The organism is Exiguobacterium sp. ZWU0009 (assembly GCF_000798935.2).
Classification (GTDB): Bacteria; Bacillota; Bacilli; order Exiguobacteriales; family Exiguobacteriaceae; genus Exiguobacterium_A; species Exiguobacterium_A acetylicum.
Map to the genome: position 1 here is coordinate 1,570,566 of NZ_CP018057.1, position 25,472 is coordinate 1,596,037.

28 protein-coding genes are annotated in these 25,472 nt (G+C 47.6%); 15 read left to right on the forward strand and 13 right to left on the reverse strand.

Going from position 1 to position 25,472, the window contains the following annotated elements; genetic code table 11:
- The first annotated feature begins 133 nt into the window (after nucleotides 1-133).
- Together L985_RS08200 and L985_RS08205 are read left to right on the forward strand one after the other, a co-directional pair.
- Entirely contained in the window at nucleotides 134-1,333 is a 1,200-nt protein-coding gene (locus L985_RS08200; RefSeq protein WP_047395335.1) for an MFS transporter, read from the forward strand.
- Between the two features lie 379 nt (nucleotides 1,334-1,712).
- Nucleotides 1,713-2,453, forward strand: coding sequence for a sugar nucleotide-binding protein (locus tag L985_RS08205; protein WP_047395332.1), 741 nt, complete (start codon nucleotides 1,713-1,715; stop codon nucleotides 2,451-2,453).
- Nucleotides 2,454-2,504: 51 nt separating this feature from the next.
- Here the strand turns inward: L985_RS08205 and L985_RS08210 are convergent, their stop codons facing one another.
- Both L985_RS08210 and L985_RS08215 read right to left on the reverse strand, forming a co-directional pair.
- On the reverse strand, nucleotides 2,505-3,644 hold the full coding sequence (locus L985_RS08210; RefSeq protein WP_071908786.1) for a globin domain-containing protein: 1,140 nt from the start codon (nucleotides 3,642-3,644) through the stop codon (nucleotides 2,505-2,507).
- Between the two features lie 139 nt (nucleotides 3,645-3,783).
- Nucleotides 3,784-5,415: an ABC transporter substrate-binding protein gene (locus tag L985_RS08215; protein WP_047395330.1), complete on the reverse strand. Its 1,632-nt coding sequence runs from the start codon at nucleotides 5,413-5,415 to the stop codon at nucleotides 3,784-3,786.
- Between the two features lie 102 nt (nucleotides 5,416-5,517).
- Between L985_RS08215 and L985_RS08220 the strand changes: the two genes are divergently transcribed.
- The gene (locus L985_RS08220; protein WP_047395327.1) at nucleotides 5,518-6,753 is read left to right on the forward strand and encodes an MDR family MFS transporter; all 1,236 of its coding nucleotides are present in this window, start codon (nucleotides 5,518-5,520) and stop codon (nucleotides 6,751-6,753) included.
- 15 nt (nucleotides 6,754-6,768) lie between these two features.
- On the forward strand, nucleotides 6,769-7,341 hold the full coding sequence (locus L985_RS08225; RefSeq protein ID WP_047395324.1) for a GNAT family N-acetyltransferase: 573 nt from the start codon (nucleotides 6,769-6,771) through the stop codon (nucleotides 7,339-7,341).
- Nucleotides 7,342-7,400: 59 nt separating this feature from the next.
- Here L985_RS08225 and L985_RS08230 read toward each other — a convergent pair whose 3' ends face one another.
- Both L985_RS08230 and L985_RS08235 read right to left on the reverse strand, forming a co-directional pair.
- The gene (locus tag L985_RS08230; protein ID WP_047395321.1) at nucleotides 7,401-8,159 is read right to left on the reverse strand and encodes a hypothetical protein; all 759 of its coding nucleotides are present in this window, start codon (nucleotides 8,157-8,159) and stop codon (nucleotides 7,401-7,403) included.
- A gap of 1 nt (nucleotide 8,160) precedes the next feature.
- Complete coding sequence (locus L985_RS08235; RefSeq protein ID WP_029341625.1) at nucleotides 8,161-8,484, reverse strand: PadR family transcriptional regulator; 324 nt, start codon at nucleotides 8,482-8,484, stop codon at nucleotides 8,161-8,163.
- Nucleotides 8,485-8,640: 156 nt separating this feature from the next.
- On the opposite strand from L985_RS08235, the gene L985_RS08240 reads away from it, so the two are divergent.
- The 4 genes from L985_RS08240 (at nucleotide 8,641) to L985_RS08255 (ending at nucleotide 11,811) form a co-directional block, all read left to right on the forward strand.
- A complete protein-coding gene (locus L985_RS08240) occupies nucleotides 8,641-9,411 on the forward strand; it encodes a CPBP family intramembrane glutamic endopeptidase (protein ID WP_047395317.1) in 771 nt (256 codons plus the stop codon).
- Between the two features lie 84 nt (nucleotides 9,412-9,495).
- A complete protein-coding gene (locus tag L985_RS08245; RefSeq protein ID WP_047395314.1) occupies nucleotides 9,496-10,161 on the forward strand; it encodes a GntR family transcriptional regulator in 666 nt (221 codons plus the stop codon).
- Complete coding sequence (locus L985_RS08250; RefSeq protein ID WP_047395311.1) at nucleotides 10,161-11,093, forward strand: DMT family transporter; 933 nt, start codon at nucleotides 10,161-10,163, stop codon at nucleotides 11,091-11,093. The genes L985_RS08245 and L985_RS08250 overlap by 1 nt, the downstream gene beginning before the upstream one ends.
- A gap of 16 nt (nucleotides 11,094-11,109) precedes the next feature.
- Entirely contained in the window at nucleotides 11,110-11,811 is a 702-nt protein-coding gene (locus L985_RS08255; protein WP_047395308.1) for a DUF554 domain-containing protein, read from the forward strand.
- A 44-nt stretch (nucleotides 11,812-11,855) separates the two neighbouring features.
- On the opposite strand, the gene L985_RS08260 is transcribed toward L985_RS08255, so the two are convergent.
- The gene (locus L985_RS08260) at nucleotides 11,856-12,326 is read right to left on the reverse strand and encodes an NUDIX hydrolase (protein WP_052169491.1); all 471 of its coding nucleotides are present in this window, start codon (nucleotides 12,324-12,326) and stop codon (nucleotides 11,856-11,858) included.
- A gap of 3 nt (nucleotides 12,327-12,329) precedes the next feature.
- Nucleotides 12,330-13,076 carry an arylamine N-acetyltransferase family protein gene (locus L985_RS08265; RefSeq protein ID WP_052169490.1) on the reverse strand — a complete coding sequence of 249 codons (747 nt, stop codon included), beginning with the start codon at nucleotides 13,074-13,076 and terminating at the stop codon, nucleotides 12,330-12,332.
- 237 nt (nucleotides 13,077-13,313) lie between these two features.
- On the opposite strand from L985_RS08265, the gene L985_RS08270 reads away from it, so the two are divergent.
- From L985_RS08270 to L985_RS08280, 3 genes are read left to right on the forward strand one after another with little or no spacing between them, the layout of a single operon-like run.
- Entirely contained in the window at nucleotides 13,314-14,180 is an 867-nt protein-coding gene (locus L985_RS08270; protein WP_442856722.1) for an ABC transporter substrate-binding protein, read from the forward strand.
- A gap of 59 nt (nucleotides 14,181-14,239) precedes the next feature.
- On the forward strand, nucleotides 14,240-15,223 hold the full coding sequence (locus tag L985_RS08275; protein WP_071908788.1) for a FecCD family ABC transporter permease: 984 nt from the start codon (nucleotides 14,240-14,242) through the stop codon (nucleotides 15,221-15,223).
- Nucleotides 15,220-16,188, forward strand: coding sequence for a FecCD family ABC transporter permease (locus tag L985_RS08280; protein WP_335583433.1), 969 nt, complete (start codon nucleotides 15,220-15,222; stop codon nucleotides 16,186-16,188). Before L985_RS08275 ends, L985_RS08280 begins: the two co-directional genes overlap by 4 nt.
- Nucleotides 16,189-16,278: 90 nt before the next feature.
- Here the strand turns inward: L985_RS08280 and L985_RS08285 are convergent, their stop codons facing one another.
- From L985_RS08285 to L985_RS08295, 3 genes are read right to left on the reverse strand one after another with little or no spacing between them, the layout of a single operon-like run.
- Complete coding sequence (locus tag L985_RS08285) at nucleotides 16,279-17,208, reverse strand: ABC transporter ATP-binding protein (RefSeq protein WP_052169489.1); 930 nt, start codon at nucleotides 17,206-17,208, stop codon at nucleotides 16,279-16,281.
- Complete coding sequence (locus L985_RS08290) at nucleotides 17,208-17,897, reverse strand: ABC transporter permease (protein WP_047395300.1); 690 nt, start codon at nucleotides 17,895-17,897, stop codon at nucleotides 17,208-17,210. Before L985_RS08290 ends, L985_RS08285 begins: the two co-directional genes overlap by 1 nt.
- A 24-nt stretch (nucleotides 17,898-17,921) precedes the next feature.
- Complete coding sequence (locus L985_RS08295; protein ID WP_047395297.1) at nucleotides 17,922-18,335, reverse strand: DUF4064 domain-containing protein; 414 nt, start codon at nucleotides 18,333-18,335, stop codon at nucleotides 17,922-17,924.
- A 187-nt stretch (nucleotides 18,336-18,522) separates the two neighbouring features.
- Between L985_RS08295 and L985_RS08300 the strand changes: the two genes are divergently transcribed.
- Nucleotides 18,523-18,825 carry a DUF2089 family protein gene (locus L985_RS08300; RefSeq protein ID WP_047395294.1) on the forward strand — a complete coding sequence of 101 codons (303 nt, stop codon included), beginning with the start codon at nucleotides 18,523-18,525 and terminating at the stop codon, nucleotides 18,823-18,825.
- Entirely contained in the window at nucleotides 18,822-19,106 is a 285-nt protein-coding gene (locus L985_RS08305; protein ID WP_052169488.1) for a hypothetical protein, read from the forward strand. The genes L985_RS08300 and L985_RS08305 overlap by 4 nt, the downstream gene beginning before the upstream one ends.
- 114 nt (nucleotides 19,107-19,220) lie before the next feature.
- On the opposite strand, the gene L985_RS08310 is transcribed toward L985_RS08305, so the two are convergent.
- On the reverse strand, nucleotides 19,221-22,439 hold the full coding sequence (locus tag L985_RS08310; RefSeq protein WP_047395291.1) for an ABC transporter permease: 3,219 nt from the start codon (nucleotides 22,437-22,439) through the stop codon (nucleotides 19,221-19,223).
- 370 nt (nucleotides 22,440-22,809) lie between these two features.
- On the opposite strand from L985_RS08310, the gene L985_RS08315 reads away from it, so the two are divergent.
- Nucleotides 22,810-23,139 (forward strand): DUF3784 domain-containing protein, encoded by a 330-nt coding sequence (locus L985_RS08315; RefSeq protein ID WP_029341640.1) that lies wholly within the window; start codon nucleotides 22,810-22,812, stop codon nucleotides 23,137-23,139.
- A gap of 22 nt (nucleotides 23,140-23,161) precedes the next feature.
- Here L985_RS08315 and L985_RS08320 read toward each other — a convergent pair whose 3' ends face one another.
- Both L985_RS08320 and L985_RS08325 read right to left on the reverse strand, forming a co-directional pair.
- Entirely contained in the window at nucleotides 23,162-23,842 is a 681-nt protein-coding gene (locus L985_RS08320) for a hypothetical protein (RefSeq protein WP_029341641.1), read from the reverse strand.
- A 74-nt stretch (nucleotides 23,843-23,916) separates the two neighbouring features.
- Nucleotides 23,917-24,384 (reverse strand): GNAT family N-acetyltransferase, encoded by a 468-nt coding sequence (locus tag L985_RS08325; RefSeq protein WP_029341642.1) that lies wholly within the window; start codon nucleotides 24,382-24,384, stop codon nucleotides 23,917-23,919.
- A 97-nt stretch (nucleotides 24,385-24,481) separates the two neighbouring features.
- Here L985_RS08325 and L985_RS08330 point away from each other — a divergent pair, with 97 nt between their 5' ends.
- Entirely contained in the window at nucleotides 24,482-25,093 is a 612-nt protein-coding gene (locus L985_RS08330; RefSeq protein ID WP_029341643.1) for a DUF3885 domain-containing protein, read from the forward strand.
- 34 nt (nucleotides 25,094-25,127) lie between these two features.
- On the opposite strand, the gene L985_RS08335 is transcribed toward L985_RS08330, so the two are convergent.
- A complete protein-coding gene (locus L985_RS08335) occupies nucleotides 25,128-25,367 on the reverse strand; it encodes a hypothetical protein (RefSeq protein WP_029341644.1) in 240 nt (79 codons plus the stop codon).
- Nucleotides 25,368-25,472: the final 105 nt, after the last annotated feature.

A 25,472-nucleotide genomic window follows, 5' to 3' on the forward strand; every position in this document is an offset into this window, starting at 1 on the left:
TGTCGGCTCTGTTACAGACGGGTAAGAATGCCTTAACAGACGATGACGATGTGATGACGAAAAAAGAATGGGCAGTAATTGAGAAAAATTGTAAGATGGACAAGAAGTCGTTTTAGGAAAGGAATAAAGAATCATGTCACGTGCGTTTCGTTTTATGTATGTCTCGGATTTGTTATCGACCGTCGGGACGAGTTTCGTTTATATCGCGATCTACTGGTTGAGCGCGGAAGAGATCAGTGCTTCTGGCGTCGCCCTGATTGCGACTGGTGTATTCTTGATTCGTTTTCTCGTTTCAACGTTCGTCGGACCATGGATTGACCGCTTCGTCAGCGCATCGTTGTACCAAATGTCGTTGCTCATTCGATTGCTTGCACTTGGTATTACGTTAGCAGGAATCGGGATGACGGACGTCGTCCTGCCGTGGTTACTCGGCTTACTCGTCGTTCAGACGATTTTACAAATCATTGGTGGCAATGCCGTCTTCACATGGGTCGTTGATTTAGTCGAAGATGACCAATTACCGCAAGCGAATGCCTATCTCGCAACGATTGAACGAATCGGGACGTTAAGCGGATTCTTGCTCGGTGGGATGATGATCGCCCGTTTTTCGATTGCGAGTATCTTATGGCTTGATCTTGGACTGCATCTCGTTGCCTGGTTGCTCGTTCGTCACATGACGGGACAGGTGGCTGAAGGGGTGCGTACCGGATCGTACCGCGAAGCGTTACTCGAAGGAATTCGCCACGTCGCGCGTGACAGTCGCTTGAAATGGATCCTTGGTTGTGCGATCCTCGCGAATTGGATGATCACACCGATGAACACTTTACTTGCGCCATACGCGAAGGACGTCTTATCGGGGAATGCACAGACCTTTTCTGCGCTTGAGCTAGCAACAGTAATCGGGGGAATCACGATGTCGCTCCTATACGGGAAGTGGGTCGTCTCGATAAGACAGGATAAGCTGTTTCGCGTCGCTGTTGTACTGCAAGGGCTCGCGATTGCAATCGTTGCTTATGTCTCGTCCGTTCCTCTTGCGATTGGCGGGTTCGTCTTACTCGGCATGGCGCTGACGTTGTTCGGGATTCCGTTTTCGACCTTGTTACAACGCTCGACGCCTGCGCACTTGCTCGGACGGGTCCGGACCGCGATGGTCGCAGCATCAACGGCGTGTTCCGCGCTCTGTTACGGTCTATCGTCGTACTTGACGACGTTCTTCAGCATCTCGTTCGTCTTCCTGTTCTTTGCCTTGAGTGGTCTTGTCATGACCAGTATCTGGTTACTGATTCATCGTACCTTGTCCTTTTCCGAAGTACGACAGGACAAGGTCGGATGAAATATCCGCCTTGAGGTGGAGGTAAGCGGTTTCCCGCTTTTGTACACTAGAAATAGAAATGAACGATGAGGAGTGGAGTCGATGGAGAGTTTATGGATCACGGCACTATTGTTTTTGATTCCGATCAGTGGGATGACGGTCTTCTTGAATGTACTGTGGCGCCGAATGGCAACGGAAGGCGTTTCGGAGTAAGGATGAATTAACTAAACAGTGCGTCTGCTTACCAATTTTAGATTGGACAGCGGACGTTTTTTTCATTTGAGGCATAAATGGTCGTAGAAAAATGACCTCAGATTAGTTAAATCAATACTTCCCGTGTAAACTGAAGTAGCAAGCGGTTTCATGATTTTTCGATCGAAGATAAGGGGGAAGCATCAACATGAAAGCAATCATTACAGGCATGAACGGAACGGTAGCACCCGTCGTTGCGGATGTCTTAGCAAAGCACGACATCAAGACAGTCGCGTGGGACCGGACGAAAGTTTCGACGACTGACGAATCGGCGATGCGCACATTTCTAGAAACGGAACGACCAGATTATTTCTTACATATCGGGATGGGGTCCGTCAGTTGGACGGAAGCGCTCGTTCGCTTGTGCCAAGAATATGAGATTCCATTTTTCTTCACGAGTACGGTGTCTGTTTTCTCGGACGACGTGCCGGCACCGATCGAAAAGGACGCGGTACCGGATGCGACCAACGAATATGGTGCCTACAAGATTGCTTGCGAGCAAGCGATTCAAACACTCGATCCACAAGCGAAGATCGTCCGGATCGGCTGGCAAATCGGGACGGAAGCTGGTTCGAACAATATGGTCGACTTCTTCACGAACGAGATGAAGCAGCACGGCGTCATTCAAGCGAGTCGAAACTGGTATCCGTCGAGTTCGCTACTCGAGGATACAGCTGAAGCGCTCGTTACGATTTTACTCGAACAGAAAGCAGGCCTCTATCAGTTGAACGGTAACGATCGTTATTCGATGTACGATTTAGCGCGTGCCTTAAATACACTCCACGCGAAAAACTGGACGATTGAACCAGTTGATGAACCACGCCGGGATAACCGAATGGCGACAGATGTCGTCTTAGTTCGTCCGTTATCAGAACGATTACCACTTTAATCAAACATCCCGCTCTTCTTGACGCGTGTCAAAGAGAGCGGGATGTTTTTTTTACTGCGTGACTGGCGTTTCCGCTGCAAAAGCAAGCGCTGGTCCAAAGATTTCGTAATGAAGTTTATCAGGTGATGCTTTGAAGTGCTCAATGACAAATTGAATCATTGCTTCCGGACCACAGACGTATGTCGGATCCGTGATGCTTGCGATGACGTCTTTCGGTAAGCGTCCCGCTTGATCTGTTGCCTGATGTTCCGCGTAACGAACGACGCGCGCTCCACGTTGCTCGAGTAAGGCGAGTTGTTCGTTAAATGGACGATTGCGTTCATCTTGGACGGCGTAATGTAACGTTACCTGGCGACCAGCAGCTAACGCTTCCTCTGCCATCGCAAGCATCGGCGTGATCCCGATTCCGCCAGCAATTAATACGACGGGTTCACCTGATGCATCAAGCGTGAAGGCACCAGCCGGCGCACTAATCAATACCGTGTCACCGATTCCAGCTGCATGTAAGTAATCCGAAACGATTCCTTCTCGTTTGACGCCAATCGTATAGGTCGTCGTGTTCGATGCCGTCGTCAGACTGTATTGACGGTTGTGCCATAAGCCGTCTTGATCTTGAATTCGTACCGTAATGTATTGCCCTGCTTGATAAACAGGAAGCGGACCGTTCGTTTTAAAAGTCAGCGAGCGAATTCCGTCTGCTTGTTCCTGAATGTCAGAAATCTCGACGGACTGATAACCGGAAAAGCCTTTCGCCTGTTCGTCCTGCGCGTATAGTTCAGCTTCAAGTGCGATGAACAGATCGGCAATTTCACCGTACGCTTCGCCCCACGCTTGCAAAATCTCCGGCGTCGCTGCTTCACCTAAGACGTCTTGCATCGCTCCGAGTAATTCTTGTCCGACGAGCGGATACATCTCCGGTTTGATTTGTAGACTGCGGTGTTTATGGAGTACCGGTAATAAGACCGGCTTTAACGTCTCGAGTCGATCGATGTGAGCAGCAGCGGCATACACGGCAGTCGCGAGTGCTTGCGATTGTCGGTCGCTCCGTTGATTTGATTGATTGAAGACGTGTTTCAGTTCCGGATGAGCCTGAAACAAGCGCTGATAGAAGACTTTCGTGATTGCGGCGCCGTGTGACGCAAGGACTGGAACAGTCGATTGAACGATTTGAATGGTAGAGGTTGATAACATAAGACCACTTCCTTTTCATTAAGTAATGAAGACAGTCTTAGTATTTCGTAGCCTCACCTTTAATACAACATTTAAAATACTAGATTGACGAATGTCGTGCGTTTTGTCACAAGCAGGTCAAGAATTCGTCAACGATTCGTCACGATTGATTGGAGATCCAGAGCTTTGAGAAATCAAAGTAACCGAACGAGTCAATCGTGATATTTTGCAGTTCGATCGGATACGGAATCAGACGAGTATCGTGATAGAACGGAATGAAATACGATTCGTCGATCAGGTAACGCTCAATCGCTTGATGTATCGGAAGCCAATCTTCAAACGGTGTCGCATCGTATTGTTCAATCGATTTCAGCATCTCCGGCATCTGTTGAAACAGTCGGATCGGCGGTGAAAACGTATTCGTCATGAACTGATAGAAGGCGTACTGGACATTCCGCTCGAACACTTCGGCGTGGACGGCGAGATCGATCGTATCGTACGCATGAAAATCCGTGATGCTCTCTTCAAACCCAACTCCGACGAACTCATACGGAATTCTGTCCTGATCAAATCGCTGACAGAGCCAGCGTGTCACCTTGTCCGTAAAATCAGTCAGCTTGATTCGGATCGGTTGCGTGAACAAGACGGCAGGACCATCCGGGACAGCATACGGTTGACTATAGGACTCCAGAAAACCACAGTCGTTCGGTTGTGCCCGTTCATGAAAGTCATGAATGCCACCGCGTACTTCTGCGACAAGCCGGTGGATATAATGCCGCGCTGCTTTTGATTCGAACGGACCACCAGCACGTGGATGAAGCAAGACGAGACCAAAGCCGGATTGTGTGGCGATCGTATCAATTGGACTAGAGTCAGAAGCCGATGTCCGGTAGACCGGGTCGTATTGCTCCGGCATCTGGATGAATTCAATCCGGTCGAGCAGGGCACGGATGCCGAAGTAGTTCGGGAAAGCCGTCAGAACGGTCTTCTTGTCGTCGTGTTGCGTCAGTTGGAACGGTCCTGTTCCGACACCGTCCTTGATAATGCTCGTGTGAATCGAGGCAAGCTGTGGCAAAATCGAACTCCGCCGTTGATCGAGTGTGAGATCGACCCGGTACGGACCGTTCGAGACGATCTGTTTCACGTGCCGATAGGAATAGGCGTAAGCAGGGTAAGCAATCAAAGCACGCAGACTCTTCGTCACTTCTTTGCTCGTCAGGAGCGAACCGTCATGAAAGCGGACGTCTTTCCGTAAGAAGAGACTGAGCGTCGCCCCGTTCCAGACATAGTGATGCGCCAGTTCACCTTGGATGTTACCGTCGACGTCAATCGTAAACAGGCGGTTGAAGACGTTCTGGACGAGATGAGCACTATGGATATCCGCCGCTTCTAACGGGTGGGTCGTCAGGAAGTTCCGCTTTCGCGGAATCAATAACGCATCAGACGTCGTCTGTGTATAGCCGAATTTCCGTTCGAGTTGCCGCATGAAGCGTCCTGCTTGCGCCGGCGACCAGTCCCACGTTAATTCTTCGGTCACCGATTCGATTGAGTCGCGGTCGATCCGCTCGAGCATCCGTTTCGCATATTCCCGTTCAACGTGACGCAACCAGACGAGTTCACTTAAGTTGCCCCGTCCACGCCCACTCGTGTAACCAATCCAGCCGTCTTCCTGCCATTTATTGAGATATCGTTTCGTTTGTTTAGGACTGAGATGGATGGCGTCGGCAAGCGTCGCAATCGAGTAGTGTCCATTTCGGCAAGTCTTCCATAACATAAAAAGATAAGCATCCATCGTACTTCTCCTCCTTAAAAGGGGACATCTTTTTTGAATGACGTCCATTTTTCCTGTGTCTTGTCTTGTTTATGATACAGGTAGAGAATGGAAGGTGACAATATGAAATGGAAGGAAATACCGAAACCAATTAAAGTACGTCTCATCACATCGTTTTTCAACCGGGCTGTCTCGTTCTCCATCATGCCGTTCATGGCCCTCCTGTTCGTCCAGGCATTCAACGAAGTCATCGCTGGTGCATTTTTGATCGCGATGGTCTTCGTCAGCTTCATCACCAATCTACTCGGCGGATATCTCGCCGACCGTTTTTCTCGCAAACGTCTACTCGTCACGACTTCTGCGCTCACAGCGCTGACGTTCATCACGATGACGATTTCATTATCACTCGACTGGATGCTACTATTCATGGTTATCTACGCCGTCTTCTCAGTGACGAGTAACCTTGGTCGTCCGGCGATGGGCGCAATCATCATCGATGCGACGACGAAGGAAAATCGACAAGCGGTTTATGCGCTCGACTACTGGTTGATCAACCTCTCGATCGCGATTGGAACAGCGCTCGGAGGCTGGCTCTACGTCAGTAACCAGTTGCTGTTGTTCGGAATCTTGAGCTTCACGTCGTCCGTTTTACCGATTGCGTACTACCTGTTTCTTGACGACACACCACGGACGTGGCAGCGTCAAAAGTTACGTGGAGTCCTCACGGATATCTTCACGAGCTATCAACTTGCTTGGCGAGACCGTCCGTTCGTTAAGGTCGTCTTCGGTTCGATGTGTATCTTGGCGGCTGAGTTTTCGATGGGCAGTTACGTCGCCGTCCGCCTCGCCGATTCGTTCGAACCGCTGTCGTTTGCTGGTTGGTCGATCAATGGGGTCCGGATGATGAGTATCATCAACATCGAAAATACGTTGCTCGTCGTCACGTTGACGTTCATCGTTCAGCGACTAGCGAAGCGTTTGTCTCCGCGCCGGACGCTCGCTGCTGGTCTGATGCTTTACACGATTGGCTACGTCGTCGTGACGAGTGCTAACAGTATGACAGCGCTGATGGTCTTCATCTTCATCGCGACGATCGGCGAGTTGCTCTACTCCCCGGTCTTGAACACACAAAAAGCGAACATGATGCCAGCCGATCAACGCGGGGCATACTCAGCGTTCGCCGGAACGTCGTTTGCTGGAGCGGACTTGATTTCTCGGTCGACGATTCTAGTCGGAACTTTCTTGATCCCGTCGATGATGAGTGTTTACCTCGGATTGATTCTTTTGACTGGCTTTGGTTTAGTTTATACAAGTCTGTTCGTGAAGGAATCGGTCGAACGACAGCGAAATGTATCATAATAAGGGGGAGTACAGATGAACTTACCAGATACGATTGAAACACCGCGGCACTTGTTACGCCGTTGGCAAGACGAAGATGCAGCAGCATTGTATGCTTACGCAAAGGATCCGAATGTCGGACCGAAAGCAGGCTGGGCACCGCACGCGTCGCTTGAGGAAAGCCAGGAAGTGATTGGCATCTTTCAAGCGTCACCTGGCGAATATGCCGTGACTGATAAAGAAACGGGGGAAGTGATCGGGAGCTTCGGGTTTCACTTCAATCGTCGACCGGATGCGTCGATCACCCATGACCGTCAAGTCGAGATTGGGTATGTCCTCGCGCCTAACTACTGGGGAGAAGGGCGGATGCCGGAAATCGTCGAATCAATGCTCGCTTTCATCTTCCGGGAACTGCCGATTGATGTCGTCTGGTGCGGACACTTTGATTTCAACGACCAATCACGCCGTGTCGTTGAAAAACTAGGCTTTACACACGTCCTTGATCGACCATTTGTCTTAGAGCGAATCGACGGTCGGACCGTGACGAGTCATGTCTACAACTGGACGCGTAAGCGGTATGAGGCAGAGTACGGGATAAAGAATACGTAATACACAAAACGACCTCATCGCTGAGGTCGTTTTTTACTATCAGAACGAAAGCAGATTTTTCAGTGACTCGACGATTTTGACTGATCTTGTTTAGATTCTCGAATAAAAGCAACTGTGATTGTAATAGCAGCAACAGCATATCCGACGAGTCCAGAAGTCAATTCCGACCAATCAAATACAGAACGGAGAATGATTTGAGGAGCAAAATAGACGAGTAATGCAATCGGCAAAATCCATGTCTTTGTCTTCCATGCTGTGACGAGAATCCAAACAATCAATAGGGCACCAATCATCCAGCCGACGCTTAGGGATAACGTGATCTTTGGCGAATCGATAAGTCCATTGACGATCAATAGTCCGATGATGAGTAAAATATGAACACTCCCATGAATCCCGTAAAGCATGATACGAGGGCGCGCGCTATCCCGTAAAGCATCTTGACGGAATAGAAGCGCCAGTGTCGTCAAATACACAATACTAATTAGTAAAAATCCGCCAACGAGCAGCATGCTGAACGTCGTTGTTCCATTCAGGAAATTTTGGAGATAGAGAAAACTCGATGCGCCGAGAAAAACTTGCAAGACGAGCCAAAACGCTTCTTTCGGATCAAACGCCATCTCTTTCGAAATCGACTGGATATAGGCAGCAGGACTCTCGCCAGTAATCGCACGAACCGATTTCCCGTCCGATTCCGCTTCGATCAGATGGTCTTCGAGTTCATGAACAATCTCGTTCGTTGCCTGTTCATTTTTTCCGGAAGCAAGTAGGTATACCTTTAAGTCTTCTAAAAATCGTGTTGATTCCGTCGATAGGGTCATCTCAATCATCCTCCTTTAAAATGCTTTCGACACTCATCGAAAGGTGATGCCATCGTTTCGTAAAAGCAGCAAGTTCTTCCATACCGCTCGTCGTGATCGAATAATATTTTCGCTTTGGACCAGACGGGGAAACGCGTGAAGTCGCTTCGATCCAGCCCAGTTTTTGCATCCGGATCAATAAGGGATAGATTGTTCCTTCACTGATGTCAGCAAAACCGTATGCTTTGAGTTTCGTCGCCAGTTCATAGCCATAAATCTCTTCTTCCGCGATCAGCGCAAGTAAACAGCCATCGAGAATCCCTTTTAACATTTGTGTCGAAGACATCCGCATCTTCCTTTCGCTACTTGGTATTACAAGGTAATGATACGCTAAGCTATTTTGTATTGCAAGGTAGTGGGGGAAAAAGGTTCATTTCTCTGAAAAAAAGGTAAATCAATGATACAGAAGGAAGGTCGCTCGTTTGAAAAGGAGGTCCTGATCGTGGATAAGCGGAACACCATTGTCTCGGCAACCGTCATCTTCGTCATCATGGGTATCGTCATGGCTGTCTCGGCATTTGGCTTCGGCATTCGTTACGGTGATCCTGAGTTGTTACGGATCGCGATTTTTGGTGAAGTAGCGTCAGCACTCTTTCTCGTTTGGTACATTCGTCGTCATGCCACGTTTGCTGCCGTTGGGTTTTCGAAACTACAAGCAAGAGGACTCGTCTGGTACATTCCGTTACTATTGATCGTTCTCTTTCAAGTCGGACTGATCGTCAACGCCCTGTTCACCACGTCACTTTCGTCGTCGGTGCTTCAACTCGTAGGGATCGTCTTCCTGACGACCTTATTCGTCGGCTTCAACGAAGAAGTTCTGTTTCGAGGCATCATCCTGCGTTACCTTCGACCGAATGAACATCCGTATCGTGCCGTCCTCATCAGTGCGCTTCTGTTCTCGTCGTTTCATCTGCTGAATCTGATTGCCTTGATTCCACCGGCAGCGATGCTGTTCCAACTCGCGAACACGTTCGTATTTGGTGTATTCTTTGCGATCATCGCACTGAAGCTGAATAATCTATGGCCGTTGATCATCTTCCATGCCTTATGGGATTTCGCGAGCATCGCTGCGGATGTCGTCAACGTCAATTTAGGGATTACCTCGCTATTAACGCAAGTCTATCTTTTAGTTGCGATCGTCATTCAACTGATCTTGTTAAAACGACATGATCTCAGTCACTTGAATGGACCGATGAATCCGCGAAATGTTTGAATAGCCGACTCTCCGTCATGTGACGGTGAGTTTTAATTTTGAATAAAGGTAGTAACGATGATTAATATGTAATATATTACTTGTATGAAACCTACAGATGATTTAGCGATTGCACGACTTCCTCTCAGTGAGGAAGTGTATCGACGTTTGCAACATCACATTCTCACCTTACGCCTTGCCCCAGGTGAGAAGGTGAACGATCAAGCGCTCGCGGAAATGTTCGGTGTCAGTCGGACGCCGGTCCGCGAAGCTTTGAAACGACTCGAAGAGGAGGGATTGATTTTTGCGAAACGGGGTTCGCGGACGATCGTGACGGAGCTCGATGCTGAACAGGCACAGCAAACCTATCCGATCATCGCGACATTGCATGGACTAGCAGCACGCCTGGCGGGACCAGTGCTGACTAAAGACGACGTGACGGAACTTCAAACGATTCATCAACAGTTCACGACGGCGATTGATCAGCAGGATACGGAGACGGCACTGACGCTTGACGATGCTTTTCACGATGTCTTCGTGAAGCGGAGTCAGAACGCTCAACTAGGAGAAACGATTCGCCGATTGACACCGCTGATCCGCCGGCTCGAATACGCCCAGTTCGATCGACTCGGACGTCAGTCGATTGCCGACCATGCCGCGATTTTAGTTGCGTGTGAACAACGGGATGTTGAACAGCTCGTCCAGGCGACGGAACACAACTGGAACGGGCTCGGTCGTCTACTTGTTTCAACACTAAAGGAGGAGAGCTGATGCGACCGATCGTTTACGGCATCTTAGCGGCGATGTTCTTTGCCGTCACCTTTATCTTGAATCAATCGATGCAAGGAGCAGGGGGGCACTGGATCTACAGTGCGTCGCTCCGCTTTTTCTTGATGTTGCCATTCTTCATCGTCATCGTTTTGATGCGCCGGGGCATTGGACGTGTCATACAAGCCCTGCGAACAGATATCGGTTTTTGGTTACTGTACGGAACGATTGGTTTTGGGCTGTTTTACGGTAGCATTTGCCTCGCTGCCGATCATGCACCGGGCTGGCTGATTGCCGGAACGTGGCAATTGACGATTTTAGCCGGACCACTGCTTGCGCCCTTGTTCAAACAACGGATTCCGTGGTCGGCACTCAAGTATTCCGTCTTGATCGTCCTCGGTGTCGTCGTCATGCAAGTATCCGTCGCAGGAAGTCTGTCGCTGCAGTCGCTTCTGTTCGGTGCCTTGCCGGTGCTCGTCGCTGCGATCGCCTATCCGCTCGGGAACCGAAAGATGATGGAACGGTATGGGGACAAACTTGACGTTTTTGAGCGGATTCTTGGAATGACGATCGCAAGTCTGCCATTTTGGATCGTTCTCTCCGTGATTGCTTACATACAGGTCGGCTTACCGAGTGTCAGCCAAGTGACGCAGTCCGGCTTCGTCGCCCTATTCTCTGGCGTCATCGCGACATCGCTCTTTTTCTACGCGACGTCGCTCGTTCGGACAGAACCGGTTCGGTTAGCTGCGATCGAAGCAACGCAATCGTTTGAGATCGTCTTTACCGTTCTTGGCGAGATGCTGTTTCTCCACGCGGCACTGCCGACGGGACTCGCGACATTCGGGATCATCCTCGTCATGCTCGGGATGACGCTGCATAGCTTGAATCAGGCGGAGCGAACGGTCGTCCGTCCTGATAAACGAAAAATCAATTGAGAAAGTAGGCTGTCAGATGGTTTTAACAGGTACACTCGTCAATACCGTCCTGATCATCATCGGGACGTTGCTTGGATTGATGTTCCACCGGATTCCGGAACGGATGAAGGAGACGGTCTTACAAGCGATCGGTCTAGCCGTCGTCGTCCTCGGGATCCAAATGGGGATGAAAAGCACGAACTTTTTGATCGTCATCGGTAGTCTTGTCCTCGGTGGAGCAATCGGAGAGTGGTTCCGCCTCGACGAGAAGCTCGACCGAATGGGGGCGTGGCTCGAACGCAAGATCAGTCGCGGTCGTCCATCAAATATCGCCGAAGGCTTCGTCACCGCGACGTTGATTTTCGTCATCGGAGCGATGGGTGTCCTCGGTGCGCTTGACGGTGGACTGCGTCAGGATCACGACGTCCTCTATACGAAGGGGTTGATTGACGGCTTCACGGCGCTCGTCCTCAGTTCAACGCTCGGGATCGGCGTCATGTTCTCAGCGATTCCCGTCTTCCTCTATCAAGGGGCGATTGCACTGAGTGCTGTTGCGATCACGAAGTTCATTCCTGACGCCGCGCTGCAAGAATTCATCTTGGAAATGACGGCGACCGGTGGGGTGATGATTGCAGCGATCGGTCTCAATCTAGCTGGAATCACGAAGATTCGTGTCGCGAACTTGTTACCGGGCATCGTCATCGTCGCTGTCATCGTGACGGGCTTACATCTATTCTAACGAAACATCCCCGCCTGTCCGAAAGGACGAGCGGGGATGTTGTATTATGTCTCGATCAATTCATGTGTGTCGTAAGCCGTGATCGTATGTCCATTGTAATGGAAGTCATGCAGTAACAGGTGCTCGGTCGACAGAGCAATCGGTAGGTAGTGCCGGAGATTGCTGATGACACCCATGTTATCGTCGCTTAAAATCCAGTCGAGTGGTTTCCAATCGAGGATTCCTTCAACTGTCATGACCGGTGTTGGAAACGGACGATCTTCTAAATCAGCCAGGTAGAGGTACATGCCAGATGTCTCTTCCCCGTGTAAGCGGACGATGCCTTTTGGCGTCACTTTGTTAAGCGTGATGCCTGTCTCTTCGAACGTCTCGCGGATGACGGCAGCTTCAGGTGTCTCGCCCGGTTCGATTTTGCCACCGACGCCATTCCACATGCCCATCGCTGGACGTTTTTGCCGGTTGACGAGTAGAAAGTGGTCTGCGTGACGGATTAAACACAGCGTATATCGATCCATAGTTTACGACTCCCGTCCTATAAAGTGAGTCTGATACAGCATCTCGAATTGGGCGGGACCTGCGACCGGTAACTCGGTTGTCGTCGCTTCTTCAATTCGTAACGTCCGCTCAGTCAACGTCTTTTGTCCGCGCGGCGTCCGCATCGCGACGAGGCGACCTTTATTGAACGGCGAAGCGTCGCTCTGCTGGATGATCTGTTCCATCTTCGATAAGTCATTTGTTGTAATGGATGTCTCTCGGTCGAACCGGTATCCAGTCACAAACTCTGCTTGTCCCGTTCGCTTCATCTCAAGTATGTCATTATTGATGATCCGGTAACTGCCGCTCGCGGAATCAACGGTCTCCCCATTCAACGGAACCGGAACGAGCGGTAAATTAACGCCGAAGCCGGTATCGAGCAGGTGTGTTTCATTCCAAATGATCGCGACATGGGTTGGTCCGGTCGCTGACCAGGCGTCCGACTTCGTATCATAAACAGTCGCATGCACGAGTCGAATGGGACAATTCCGTTCCTGCAGGACCCGGTGCAGCAGTCCGTTTAAGTCATAACAGACACCACCGCGTCGTTCTGTCAGAAACGTTTCGATGAAGCGCTCGTCGTTAAACGGACGGATGCGCTTCTCAAGGACGGTCGTATTCTCGAACGGTAACTGGTAGGCGAAGGCTTCGAGTAAGTCAGGTAACTGATCAAACGTGATTGCATCGAGCGGAAACTCAATTCGCTGTTCTAAGTCTTTCATCCAATCCATCTCTGATCCCTCCTTTGTTCACTACCTGATTATCCCATATTCCTTCAGAAAATGTGGATTTCAGTCTATATTATCTGAAAATAAGGATTTCTCTTTTGTTCAATGGAAATCTTTGATATGCTGAGACAGGATTAATTAAGAATGATTCTCAATGTCGAATCACGAATCAAAGGAGGTCTCACCATGAGACGGAAAACTTGGATGACAGCGTTGACGCTCCTCGTGTTGAGCATTTTGATGCTTGCGGCTTGTTCTAGTCAAGCAGAGCAATCGAACGAAAAGACGCGGACGATCACGCACGAAGCAGGAAAAACGAAAGTACCGGAAAAGCCGAAGAAGGTCGTTGCGCTCGAATTCTCGTTCGTTGATGCGTTAGACGAACTCGGGATCACACCGGTCGGGATTGCACAAGAAAACAAGACGGATGTCTCTGGATTACTCGGAAAAGACATCGAGTTCACGGAAGTCGGTACACGCCAACAACCGAATCTTGAAGCGATCAGTTCCTTGCAACCGGATTTGATCATCGGCGACTTCAACCGTCATAAAGGGATCTACAAGCAATTACAAGAAATCGCACCGACGATCATCTTGAAGAGTCGCAATGCGACGTATGAAGAGAACATCGATTCGTTCAAGACGATTGCGGAAGCGGTCGGCAAAACGAAACAGATGGACGATCGCCTTGCGCTTCATGAAGAGCGCTTGCAGGCAGCGAAGAAGAAGGTTGATCCAAAAGATGACCGGAAAGTCATGGTCGGTGTCTTCCGCGCCGATTCACTGACAGCACACGGTGAGACGTCGTTTGACGGTGAGTTGCTCGAGAAGATCGGGATTGAGAATGCCGTTACGAAAACAGCGGAACCGACTGTGACGATCACGTTAGAGCAAATGGTCAAATGGGATCCAGACGTGATCTTCATGGCAGAAGCCGATCCGAAACTGCTGAAAGAGTGGAAGGATAATCCGCTCTGGAACCAGATCACAGCAGTCAAGAACGGAGAAGTCTACGAAGTCAATCGTGACCTCTGGACACGTTACCGTGGTCTGGACGCTGCTGAACAGATCGTTGACGAAGCAATTCAATTGCTCAAACAGAAATAACGAACGACAAAAAGCCGGAGCAATTCGGCTTTTCGTCTTTATGAAAGGGGAAACATCCGGTGCAGCGGAAACGTCTGATTTTCGTACTTATCTTACTCAGTTGCTTGGCCGTTTATAGTAGCTTGTTCTTTGGTATCACACAAATGAATCCGGTCCACTTAGTGCAGGAGTGGATCAGTGGCACGACCTCTAAAGCGGGACTCGTCCTGACGAATCTGCGCTTGCCACGGCTCTTACTCGGATTGTTGCTCGGAGCGAATCTTGCCGTCGCTGGAGCGATCATGCAAGCTGTGACGCGGAACCAGCTCGCTTCACCACAAGTCTTTGGGGTCAATGCCGGTGCGTCGTTTCTCGTCGTCTTAAGCCTGCTCATCTTTCCGTCACTCGGGACGGCGAACTTGCTTTACTTCGCTTTTGCTGGTGCCTTACTCGGTGGCGTGCTCGTCTTTTCGTTCGCTTCGATTCGCGGGATGACGGCGTTAAAACTTGCCCTCGTCGGGATGGCGATCCATCTCTTGTTGACGTCGCTAACGAAAGGCTTGATTTTGTTCAATGATCGAATCACGAACGTCTTGTACTGGTTGTCTGGTTCGCTCAGTGACGCCAGCTGGCTCGAACTCCGGATCGTCTTACCGTGGTCGCTCGCCGGTTTGATTCTTGCGGCAAGTCTTGCGAAGTCGCTCGCCGTCTTCCAACTCGGGCAAGACGTCGCGGTCGGACTCGGTCAAAAAGTGACGCGGATCCGTCTGATTGCCGGCATCAGTGTCGTCTTACTCGCAGGCGTGACGGTTGCCGTCGCCGGAGCGATCGGCTTCATCGGTCTGATGGTGCCGCACATTACACGACGACTCGTAGGCGAGGACTACCGAATCGTCTTACCCGTCTCTGCCGTCATCGGTGGTCTATTGTTGACGTACGCTGATGTCCTGGCGCGTTTCATCGCCTATCCGTATGAATCACCGGTCGGCATCGTGACGTCATTGCTCGGGGCACCCTTCTTTCTTCTGCTGGCACGGCGCCAGATGAAAGGGGGGTTACGATGAGAGAGATGCGTCGGATTCTATTTGTCGCAGTAATCGTCTTTATCACAAGCTTCGCCTTACTGTCGGTCGGCTCGATTCAGTTGTCGTTAACGGAACTATGGCAGTCGTTCTTTAGTGGAAAGGATGCCTTCATCGTCCAAAATTACCGTCTGCCGCGAACGGTCCTCGCCTTTTTAGCAGGAGCGAGTTTCGCTCTTGCCGGGGTCATCTTACAAAGTGTCATCCGTAATCCATTGATCTCACCGGACGTAATCGGAGTGACGAACGGAGCGTCTCTGTTCGCCGTTTTGACGATTGCCCTCGTGCCGGATGGTCCGCTCTTGTTGACACCAATCGCCGCCTTCATCGGAGCAGCACTCGTCATGCTGGCGTTGATGATGCTTGAGCGGGGAGGAAACGTCTCCCGCAGTTCGTTTGCGTTACTTGGTATTGCCGTTAGTGCGATCTGTGCCTCGGGAACAGAATACCTGTTGATTAAATTTCCACTTCAGACGAACGATTCACTCGTCTGGCTCGCTGGTAGTCTGTTCGGGAAAGGGTGGCAGGAAATGTTGATCTTAGCGCCGGTGCTCGTCGTGATTGGTGCGATCCTCTTCTATCGACACCGTCAACTCGATGTCTTATCACTTAGTGAGGAAGTCAGCATTGGTCTTGGGTTACCGATTCAGCGAACACGGCACGTCTTCTTGGCGCTCGCTGTCGTCCTAGCCGGTGTTGCCGTCGCGACGGTCGGTGCAATCGGCTTCATCGGTCTGATTGCTCCGCATATGGCACGGCGTCTCGTCGGATATAAACATCTCGCCGTCTTACCGATGGCGCTGTTACTCGGCGGTGGGTTACTCGTCGTTGCCGATGCGCTCGGTCGCGGCATTCATCCGCCGCTTGAAGTACCAGCCGGATTGATCACAGCAATCATCGGTGTACCGTACTTCCTGTATCTCTTACGGAGAGAGCGGGCTTCATGAACGGATAGCAGAAAAAAACAATCCCCTCATTCCAATTATGAAATGAGGGGATTGTTTTTGTTTAACTCATCATGAGGCATGTTTTTCACTTTATGCTGAGCGGACTTCCGAACCTAGATTCAAGAAGATCTCTTCCAAGGACGCTTCCTCGACTTCGAGTCGATACACGTTAACCTGTTGCGAGACGAGGTAGCTATTGATCGTAGCAATATCGTGTTCACTTTGGACGATGAACGTCGAGTGAGTAGAGGAGACGTTGACGTCTTTCGCAAGTGTCGACAACTTGGTCTGCAGATGTTGTTGTGTATCATTGTCGAGCAACGCATGTTTTACGTGAACGGTGATGTTCTTCTCATGTTGTTCCCGTAACTCCTCCATCGTGCCTTGCGTCTGAATCGTTCCGTCCTGCATGATCGCAATCTCCGTACACAGTTTTTCGACCTCGTCTAAGTTATGAGACGTTAAGAAAATCGTCGTTCCGTCTGCTGCGATCTTGCGAATCAAAGTATGAATCCCGAGAATCGAGTTGGCATCAACGCCAGACGTCGGTTCATCTAAAAATAGGATTTCCGGTCGATTAATCAGGGCTTGGGCGATCCCGAGCTTTTTTTTCATCCCAAAGGAGTAGTTCTTCGTTTTCACATCGATGGCGTCTTCGAGTTGGACATCACGGAGGAGTTGTTTTAACTCGTCCGTCGTCGTCTTCAGACCGAGGACTTTACTGAAATACTTCAAGTGATCGAGCGCCGTGAAGTTTTCGTAAAAGGTCGAGTAATCCGGCAGGACGCCGATTCGAGTTCGGATGTCCTTCAAGGAATCGTTCGGTGCTCCGAGTAACTCGAACGTTCCGGATGTCGGGCGGACAAGTCCTGTGATCATATTGATGAATGTTGATTTACCGGCGCCATTTTGACCAAGGAAGCCGAAGATGGCCCCTTGTTTGATTTCGAGATTCAACTGGTTGACGACGGTCTTATTGCCGTACTGTTTCGTTAGATTTGTTGCGTGAAGGGCTAGCATCATAAATCTCTCCTTTTAAAGATCATCAAGCTCGCGATGACGAAGACGGCGATATGGATCAAGACAAGATACGTGTATGCAGTGTTTTCTTGCGTGTAGTAATAATAGGGCGTCAAGTAAGACAACGTATCAACGATGACATTCTTCGAAATAAGACTCCACATCCCAATGACCGGAAGCGCGATCGAGATGAAGATGCCGACGAACATCGTCATTGCAGAGCTGTTGACGACTGTTGAAAGAAACAGCGACAGACCGATGAAGTAAGAGACGAAGATGATGCTTTGGATCAAATCGACGATCGGGAACGATTTTGAAAATGGAACGATCAACAAGAGGGCAACTGTCAGACAGAGAACCCAAAACGAGACGTTGCCTAAAAACTTTCCGAAAATGATGTTTTCACGAGATGTTTTCGTCGCGAGAAAACGAATCGTCTTCGATTCCATCTCTTTATTGACGCTACTATGAGAAATACTCGTCACGAATAAAGGAGATGCTAAGAACAGAAGCAGCATCAAACCGATGATATAGGCGTTGTCACCTAGACCGAGATCACTGAGTTGTCCTTTAAACTGGCTGACGAGTTTAGCAGAACCAATCGTCACACCGAACAAGACGACGATGATCAGGATGGCTCGAATACTTTGGAAAAGCGATTTAAATTCTCGAAGTGTAATCGCGAACATATCGACACACCTTTCTGTTTGAGTTTAGTATTGCCGTGCTATCTTTTTATTCTTCGTGACGTTAGTGATACCGGCGATCAAGTAAGCGATTGAACCAAAGACACCGGCGAGTAATGTGAAAATCCCACCAAGAATTGCAGTAATGATCAACATCTTTCCTGCTGAACCGTTTTTGCGAATCCGGACGATTGAGACGATTCCGCCTATCGTACATAAAAGAGAGACGGCACCAAGGTACAAGAAGAATTGTTGGAAGGATGTGAGGATTTGGGTAGACGTGACATCCGTAATGTTCTCATCCTGGATGAATTGATCGACCAAATCCTTCATGCCAGCGTGATCCGCAATCGATCCAGACAATAGAAACCCACCTAAACATAATGATCCAAACAAGACGATACCGATGACAGCAAATATGTATTCCGTTGTTCTTTTCAAGTAAAACACTCCTTTTCCTTATTTTTCCGATTTGACAATCCTAAACTACCATGACTCGAATCACTATGACAAGCGAAATATTGAATATATTTTAATTGTTTATTGGTTAAATGTTTAATTAATATCAAAAATACTTTAACTTTATTTAAGTGAATGCTATTATGGTGACATGGGAGGGAAATAGAAAATGAAAAAAGATGATGTTCCAGATTGGGTTTTATCTCTAGAATTGGAAGAGATGGAATTCGTTAAAAAATTCATCGTAAGCTCGGGTTCTTTGAAGGAACTGGCGAAACATTATGATGTCTCCTATCCCACAGTCCGGATTCGCGTCGATCGGATCATTCAGAAAATCGAAGTGAATGAAAAAATCGAGAATGAACCGTTCATCGCATACATTAAACAAATGGCCATCGAGGACCGCATCACGATTGAAGATGCCAAAAAAATCATCGAAAAATATCGACTTGAGAGGGGTAAAAACAAATGAATTTTATCATTTCTGCTTTATTCATCACCGTCGGATTAGGATTACAGCAGTTATTATCAAGCCGAAACAATCCGTATCTCGGCATCATTATGCCAATTCTATTGACAATCGTCATGACATGGCGATATCTCAATGGTGGGTACAATAGTTTTCTTGCCTATGCTTTAATTTTAGGATTCGGTTGGATTGTACTTTCAGTTGAATGGTCGAATGGTCGTAAATCTTTTAAAAAGAAGCAAGAAAAAGAACTGGAACGAATGCGCGTGCACGATACATTGTGATTTAAAACCATACATATCGTTTTATAGTGAAAATGAGAGTAGCCTCGGTTTCGATGATGAAACCAAGGCTACTCTCATTTATGTGATCCGGGCTAGATTCATATTCCGTTCATTCTAATCGAGTTCAATCTTCACTGTCGTATCCTTTGGAAAAGCTTCATCTGCCGCAAAGAGAACGAATGTCTTTTGGTCGACAGGGACTTGATAGACTAAGTCGACAAGTGACTCATACGGGGCGAAGTATTGATAGCCGTTCTTGAATGCTTTTTCATTGTGATTGACATAATCAATGGTAGAATATTCTTTACCATCTAGTGACGTCAACGTAAATGTTCCCGGTCTATAAGTTGAATATGCACCTTTACTTTGTGTATCCGAGTTGTGCATGAAGACAGGAATCGTAACATACCGATAACCAGGCTTTTCTTTTAAATTCAATTCTTTTGGCGTCGGAGCGAGTGATTTAGCATAAAATAGCTCATATTTTGCTTTCGGATCACCGGGATACGTTTGGATGACCCCTTTCTTCATCAGTTTTTTTAGTGCTGTTTGATCATCTGTTTTCTTGTCAGCTGGCGATTTCGTTTCAGAAGCTAAGTCTTTTAATTTTTGTCCGCTCGTCTGTTGTTGAGGAGCATTCTGTGGTGTAGTCGTCGAGGATTCTGTTGAGGCGAACAAGAACAGGCTCGCAACCCCGACACATAAGGAAGCAGCGATTGATCCGAGTGCCCATTTGAAACGCCGTTCTGTCGCCTGTGTATTCTCGACGATACTACCGAGTGTGGCATTCGGTGTGATCCGGACGGCACGCTCGGCAGGAAGTAAGGCACCCAACAGACCGGTGATCACCGGAATCAAGAGCATGATGCTGAGGAAACCAAGCTCTTGGACCGGGAATTGCCCGTAAACGAAGCCAATCATCCCAAGTGCTGTCAGAAGACCAATCACGCCAGCGCAGAGTCCTGTCATCATGCCTTCACTTAGCACGAGTAAACGAACTTGACCGTCTTGCCAGCCCGTCGCTTTAAGGACAGCAAGCTGATTCTTGCGTTCATTGACGTTTTGCCACATGATTTCTGTCGTCGTCAGGATGGCAATCAGTAAAGCGACACCCATCGCGACGTAATGCATCGTCCCTACTTCAAGCGCGACATATTCGCCGAGCCACGTTGCGTACAAGACGCCTTTCAGTCGGAACGTGATGAAGAGGAAGAAGATGAACAGACTCGTCGGTAAGGCGATCGCAACGACCGAAAGTAATGTCCGTTGCCAGTACGTGACGAGCTGATTGATGCTCATCCCGAGGGCGCTACGCGCACGAACGAAACGGCGACCTTTTGAGACTTCACCGGAACGCATGCTTTCGAACGGTTTGATCCGACGGATGAGCGTCATCGGCACGAGCGTTCCACCCCAGTAAATAAGTAAACCAGCAAGACCAATCAATAAAATTCGACCGATCGCAATCGGGTTGTCCGTCGTGACCCAGAACGAACCGAGAATCGTCCAGGCAATCAAGACGACGAGTGTTCCGAGCAATGTGGCCTCGAGGAACAATAGTTTTGCCAGCTGACGCGGGCGCCAACCAAGTGATAGTAAAATCGCGAATTCTTTCTTTCGTGCATACAGTAGGATGATGTTCGAACTGAAGACATAGACGAGCGCGACAGCGATGACACTGGCGATGATGCCGCTCATCCCGACTTTTGCTTCCTGGAAGATCGCAATCGACGAGCCGAGCTTGATCCACGGTTGTTGAACCCACCCGAGCGCTGATTCGTCTTTTAGACCCGGTAAATAGGTCAAGGCGAGCTGCGGCGACGAGCCGAGGGTCACGTCCGTAATTAATCCTATCTTCTGTTCGATTTCTGTCGCCACCTGTTGGAGCTTCTTCTCGCTAGCGGCATTCATCGTCTCGACACCTTTGACGTTGACGCGGATGGCTGAGATTGCTTTGTCACCACGAATTTTGAACGCAGCATCGAGCGTCGTCAGCATCGATGGTGGTTTCGTCAGGAAATCGTACGGATCATTCGTCGGTTTGACGTCTCGGACCGGATTGACGGGACGTTCATGCTTGTCCATCACCCACTGGGCTTTCGACGGGAAGTACGTCTCCATCGGCAGTTCCGTCAGCGGGTCTTTCGAGATATTCAATTTCTTCGGATCAAAGACCCCGATGTAGTTCAAATTGACTTTTGGCCAGTCCACGCTATCTTTTCCGAACATGCGTGCTTCCCGGTACATGCTGCGTTTAGCGAGCAAGGAATCTTGCTCGACTTGTTTCGGTTGGACTTGATAGGTGAACGGCCAACGTGATGCGTAAGGACTTTTGATCGAGCGGTAGTCGATTGGAGACGGCTTTAAAGCAATCCACGTAAAGGAATTGCTGTTCGTCTCTTCAGCGGTCGGTAACGTGTGTTTCAGAATATCATTTACGAGCTTCTTCTGGACATCTTGTGTCGTGATCGTATAACGTTTCGCACCACTTGCCGGTAAGGACTCTAAGTATTTTTTTCCGCCTTTTTGTTCGACCTGTTGTACCAGATCGTTAATTGATTTTTCTTTTGACGGCAGCTCTACTTTTTCGTACGTGTAGATGCGTGACGCGTCCACGTATTCACGATTGTTCAACAGGATTGGAATTTGGACACCGTCTTCACCAAACGAGATGACCTGATCATCTTTTGAAAAATAGTTACTATAGGTTCCTTTTGTCGTCGCTTGGTCCAAGCCGACGAGTGCGGCTTCCGCTTCGGGATCAACCCCCGCAATCATGACTTGACTTCCATACTCGTAAAGAGGTTGCTTTCCAAGGGGGAGGGGGGACACACCTGATTTTACTGCATTTTCTGTCGGTTCCCATCCTGCTGCTAAGAAGACGACTCCAATCGAGGATTCGTTCTGTAATCCGGTATTTTGCGTATCTTTGATCGTTAGTTTATAAATGCCTTCTTGGTCGATCGTATGCGTACCGACACTTGAAACTGTTTGATTGTAGCCAATCATCGCAATCGGAGCAGCGATCTCGACGTCAGTGATTTTTTTGATCGTCTCGTATTGTTTGCGCGTAATCCCACCATCGAGCCCACTCATATAGTTTGGCTCGAGTAACTTTAAGTCTTCCGTTACGCTCCGGCTGCCTTCCGGTCGGACAACGATGTCGTAAGAGGAGCCCCAGCGTTTTTGCAGTTCATCGACGACGGTTCCGTTATTGGCTTGCGTCGTTCCGATCAAATAGCTCAGTCCAGTACTGACGATCAGAACGCCGACAAGTAGCAGGATGAATCGCTCTTTATTGCGCCACCAGGAATTCCAGATGAACTTAAGCATCGGCAAACCCCTCCCGTAGTAAGATGTACTGTCTTATGATGGACCTTGCATTAACCATCAACTGAAGTGAAGTTTGGCTGAAAATATGTACCGATTCAGTCATGGATGAACCCTCCTTTGAATGAATGTTTTTCATTCCATATGTAAGTAAAAAATCCAATCATTGCCTAATTATAATAGAAGATTGAGAAATCGGGCTATAAAAACAGAAAAATCAGAAAAATGAGTCAATCATTCAACTTAAGAATGATAGTAAAAGAGACAAACATATTATCCAGTGGGTAATTCAAAAAGATTATGAAACTTAAAGGAATGTAAAAGCGTTAATGAATTGACACGCGTCATACATTAAAACGAGAGAAAGGAGCGGATGGTCGTGAGCGAATCCATTGTTTATTTTGTAATCCTTGTTCCTCTGCTGGTGTTTGCTACCGTTCTATCGAAAGGAAAAGGCGCATCATTGCTTGCAGGATATAATACGTTATCTGAAAGCAAGAAACAAGACTATGACGAAGTCGCCCTATGTCAATTCATGGGTAAGATCCTATACGGCATTTGTTTTAGCATCCTGTTGATCGCTGGGAGCGAGCTGTTTGGATATCACTTTTTGTTTACTTTGGGCGTCCTGCTATTATTCTTTCTTATTGTATTTGCAATCGTCTATTCCAACACGAATGACCGATTCAAGAAAGAGAGGTAATACCATTCAGATCAGAAAATTCTTAGTCATTTAAATCATAATGTAAATCAGAAAAAGAACGACTAATCTTAAAATCGAAGTCAATCAACAGTTGTACATCATCATTTTTTTGTCGATAGATTTCCTTCATGAATTGTAAGAAGATGTAGCGACATGTGTATAAATCATCTCCTGTATCTTCTCGCATCGCTGCGTAATCAATCTTCTCACCTAGCGAATCATACACGATTGTCTCAAACTCCAGATTCGTATGCCACATGAAATCTAAAAATCCCTGTAGGACTGCTTTTTTATAGGTCTCTAGTGAAAAGGTAGCCAAGAATTGATTTTGATAATGAAATTCTACTAATTGTTTTCGATAGAAAAATCGAATGATGAAATGGTTAGAAATTTCTTCATTTTCATATGGAAGTGACCAATCGAATTTTTCGACGTCATGCAAATCGTTTGTGGATACGCTTTTTATTAATGCATGCCAAAACAGATATAGCTCGCCTACGTGTGCGTTAAAAGGAAGAGGTGCACCCTTTATACAAAAGACGACTTTTCCGGCAGGATACCCGCCAGCTCGACCAAAAGCATAATTAAAGACATCGTTATCGATGAGATTGGTCATCTCTATGAATCTAGGATAGGTTTGATGCACATCGTGCTCTTCTTTTTCAGGCGGAATTTCAAGATGGCTTTTAATTTCGAGATCCATAAAAACGACATTTCTGTTACCTCATAAAGAGTAAAGTTTTTTTGAAAATTGCTTTCTTTGATTACTAGAACATATTAAACGTCATCAACATTATAGGCAAAAATATGGATGGGTAACTCCGTCGTCTTGATCGTTTCGACCAAGGTCCATCCCAATTTTTTATAATATGCTGCAGCGTTATCTGTTTTTAAGTAGATTGTAGAAACCTGTCGTGACTTGGCGTAAACGATTAATTGATTGATGAGTTGCTGCGCGATTCCTTGATTCCGATAGACTTTTTCAACGAATAAAGAAGCGAGCCAAGGTGTATAGGCTGGTCGTTCAATCAAGTCATTTTCAAATAAGGAGACAGTTCCTACACACGTGACATCATCTAAGGCAACGAACGTCACAGGATAGGGTTCTCTTGGTTTTTTATCTAAAAATGCTTTTACTTGTTCGTACGGTGTCGTCCGATTTTTCTTTTGAACGAATTCGGTATGAATCATTGTGGCAACCACTTCTAATTGTTTAGGATGATTCGATAATGTATCAATGATCATCTTCTCATCCTCCTTTCTACAATTGTTATATCGATCCGTCCTGCAACAGTTATTCAAAACAATACATCTGTCCTCATCAGAATAAAGGAGTTTTAAAATGAACTTAGAACAATACTTGCAACAACATTTTGGGAATGTGAACTTATTTGATCGTTCCTTTGTCAAGAAGGATTTAGTATTCCACGTAGATTTAGTCAAGGATCTTTATCAGCTAAAGGATAATTTAGATGAAATCAATGAGGAATACTTCAAACAGGTATACAAAAAATCGAACGAACTGTTTGAAGATGTATTCCGAGAAGAGGAGTCCCTTTATTTAATTGTGCATGTGAGAAGTGAGCGCGGTAAGTATCAACAGTCAGCGACGAAAGTGTTTCGTCAGTTAAGACGTAGAGCAGACAAATACAACATAAAGTTTGTAGAGAAAGTGATGGATGAAGAAGAGCAAGTGATCGAATATGCCGTGTTATTACCGAACAAACAGACGTTAAATTATCAGCGTGTAATCAAAGCGATTTGCCATCAGGACTTCCCACCGCTACAACCAAGATTTCATCAAGCATATACATACTATCCGGAAGTCTTTTTCGTGAACGTAAATCGCAATATCGTCATGAATATCTATGATGATCGCGGTTGTTTCCTTCTGTTCGGTGATTCAGCAACGTATGACGTGTTTAAGAAGAAATATCGTCATGATATCAGTTAATCAGCAACCGTCTTTTCATTGGTTCGCGAAACGCTCAAGCTAGTGCCAAGAAACCAATCACTGAAAAAATAAAAAGAACCAATAAAGAAGTGAGCAATGTTAATGCGAGGATTTTCCCCGTATTTTTTAGACTTATGATGGCGCACACTAGCGCAAGCACTAGTCCAGCTATCATATAGTTCGTACCCCAAAAACCATTGAACGGTAAGAGCTTAACAGTAAGGAAAGTAAAAACCACAATACCGATTGAGATCCATCCCAGGTGCTTTCGCATGCACGAGTCTCCTTTAATAAGCAGAATATATAGCCATAATTTGGCTTGTTTTAATCATATCATTACAAATGTTGGGATATAAAGAATTTTCAATTGACGCTTGAA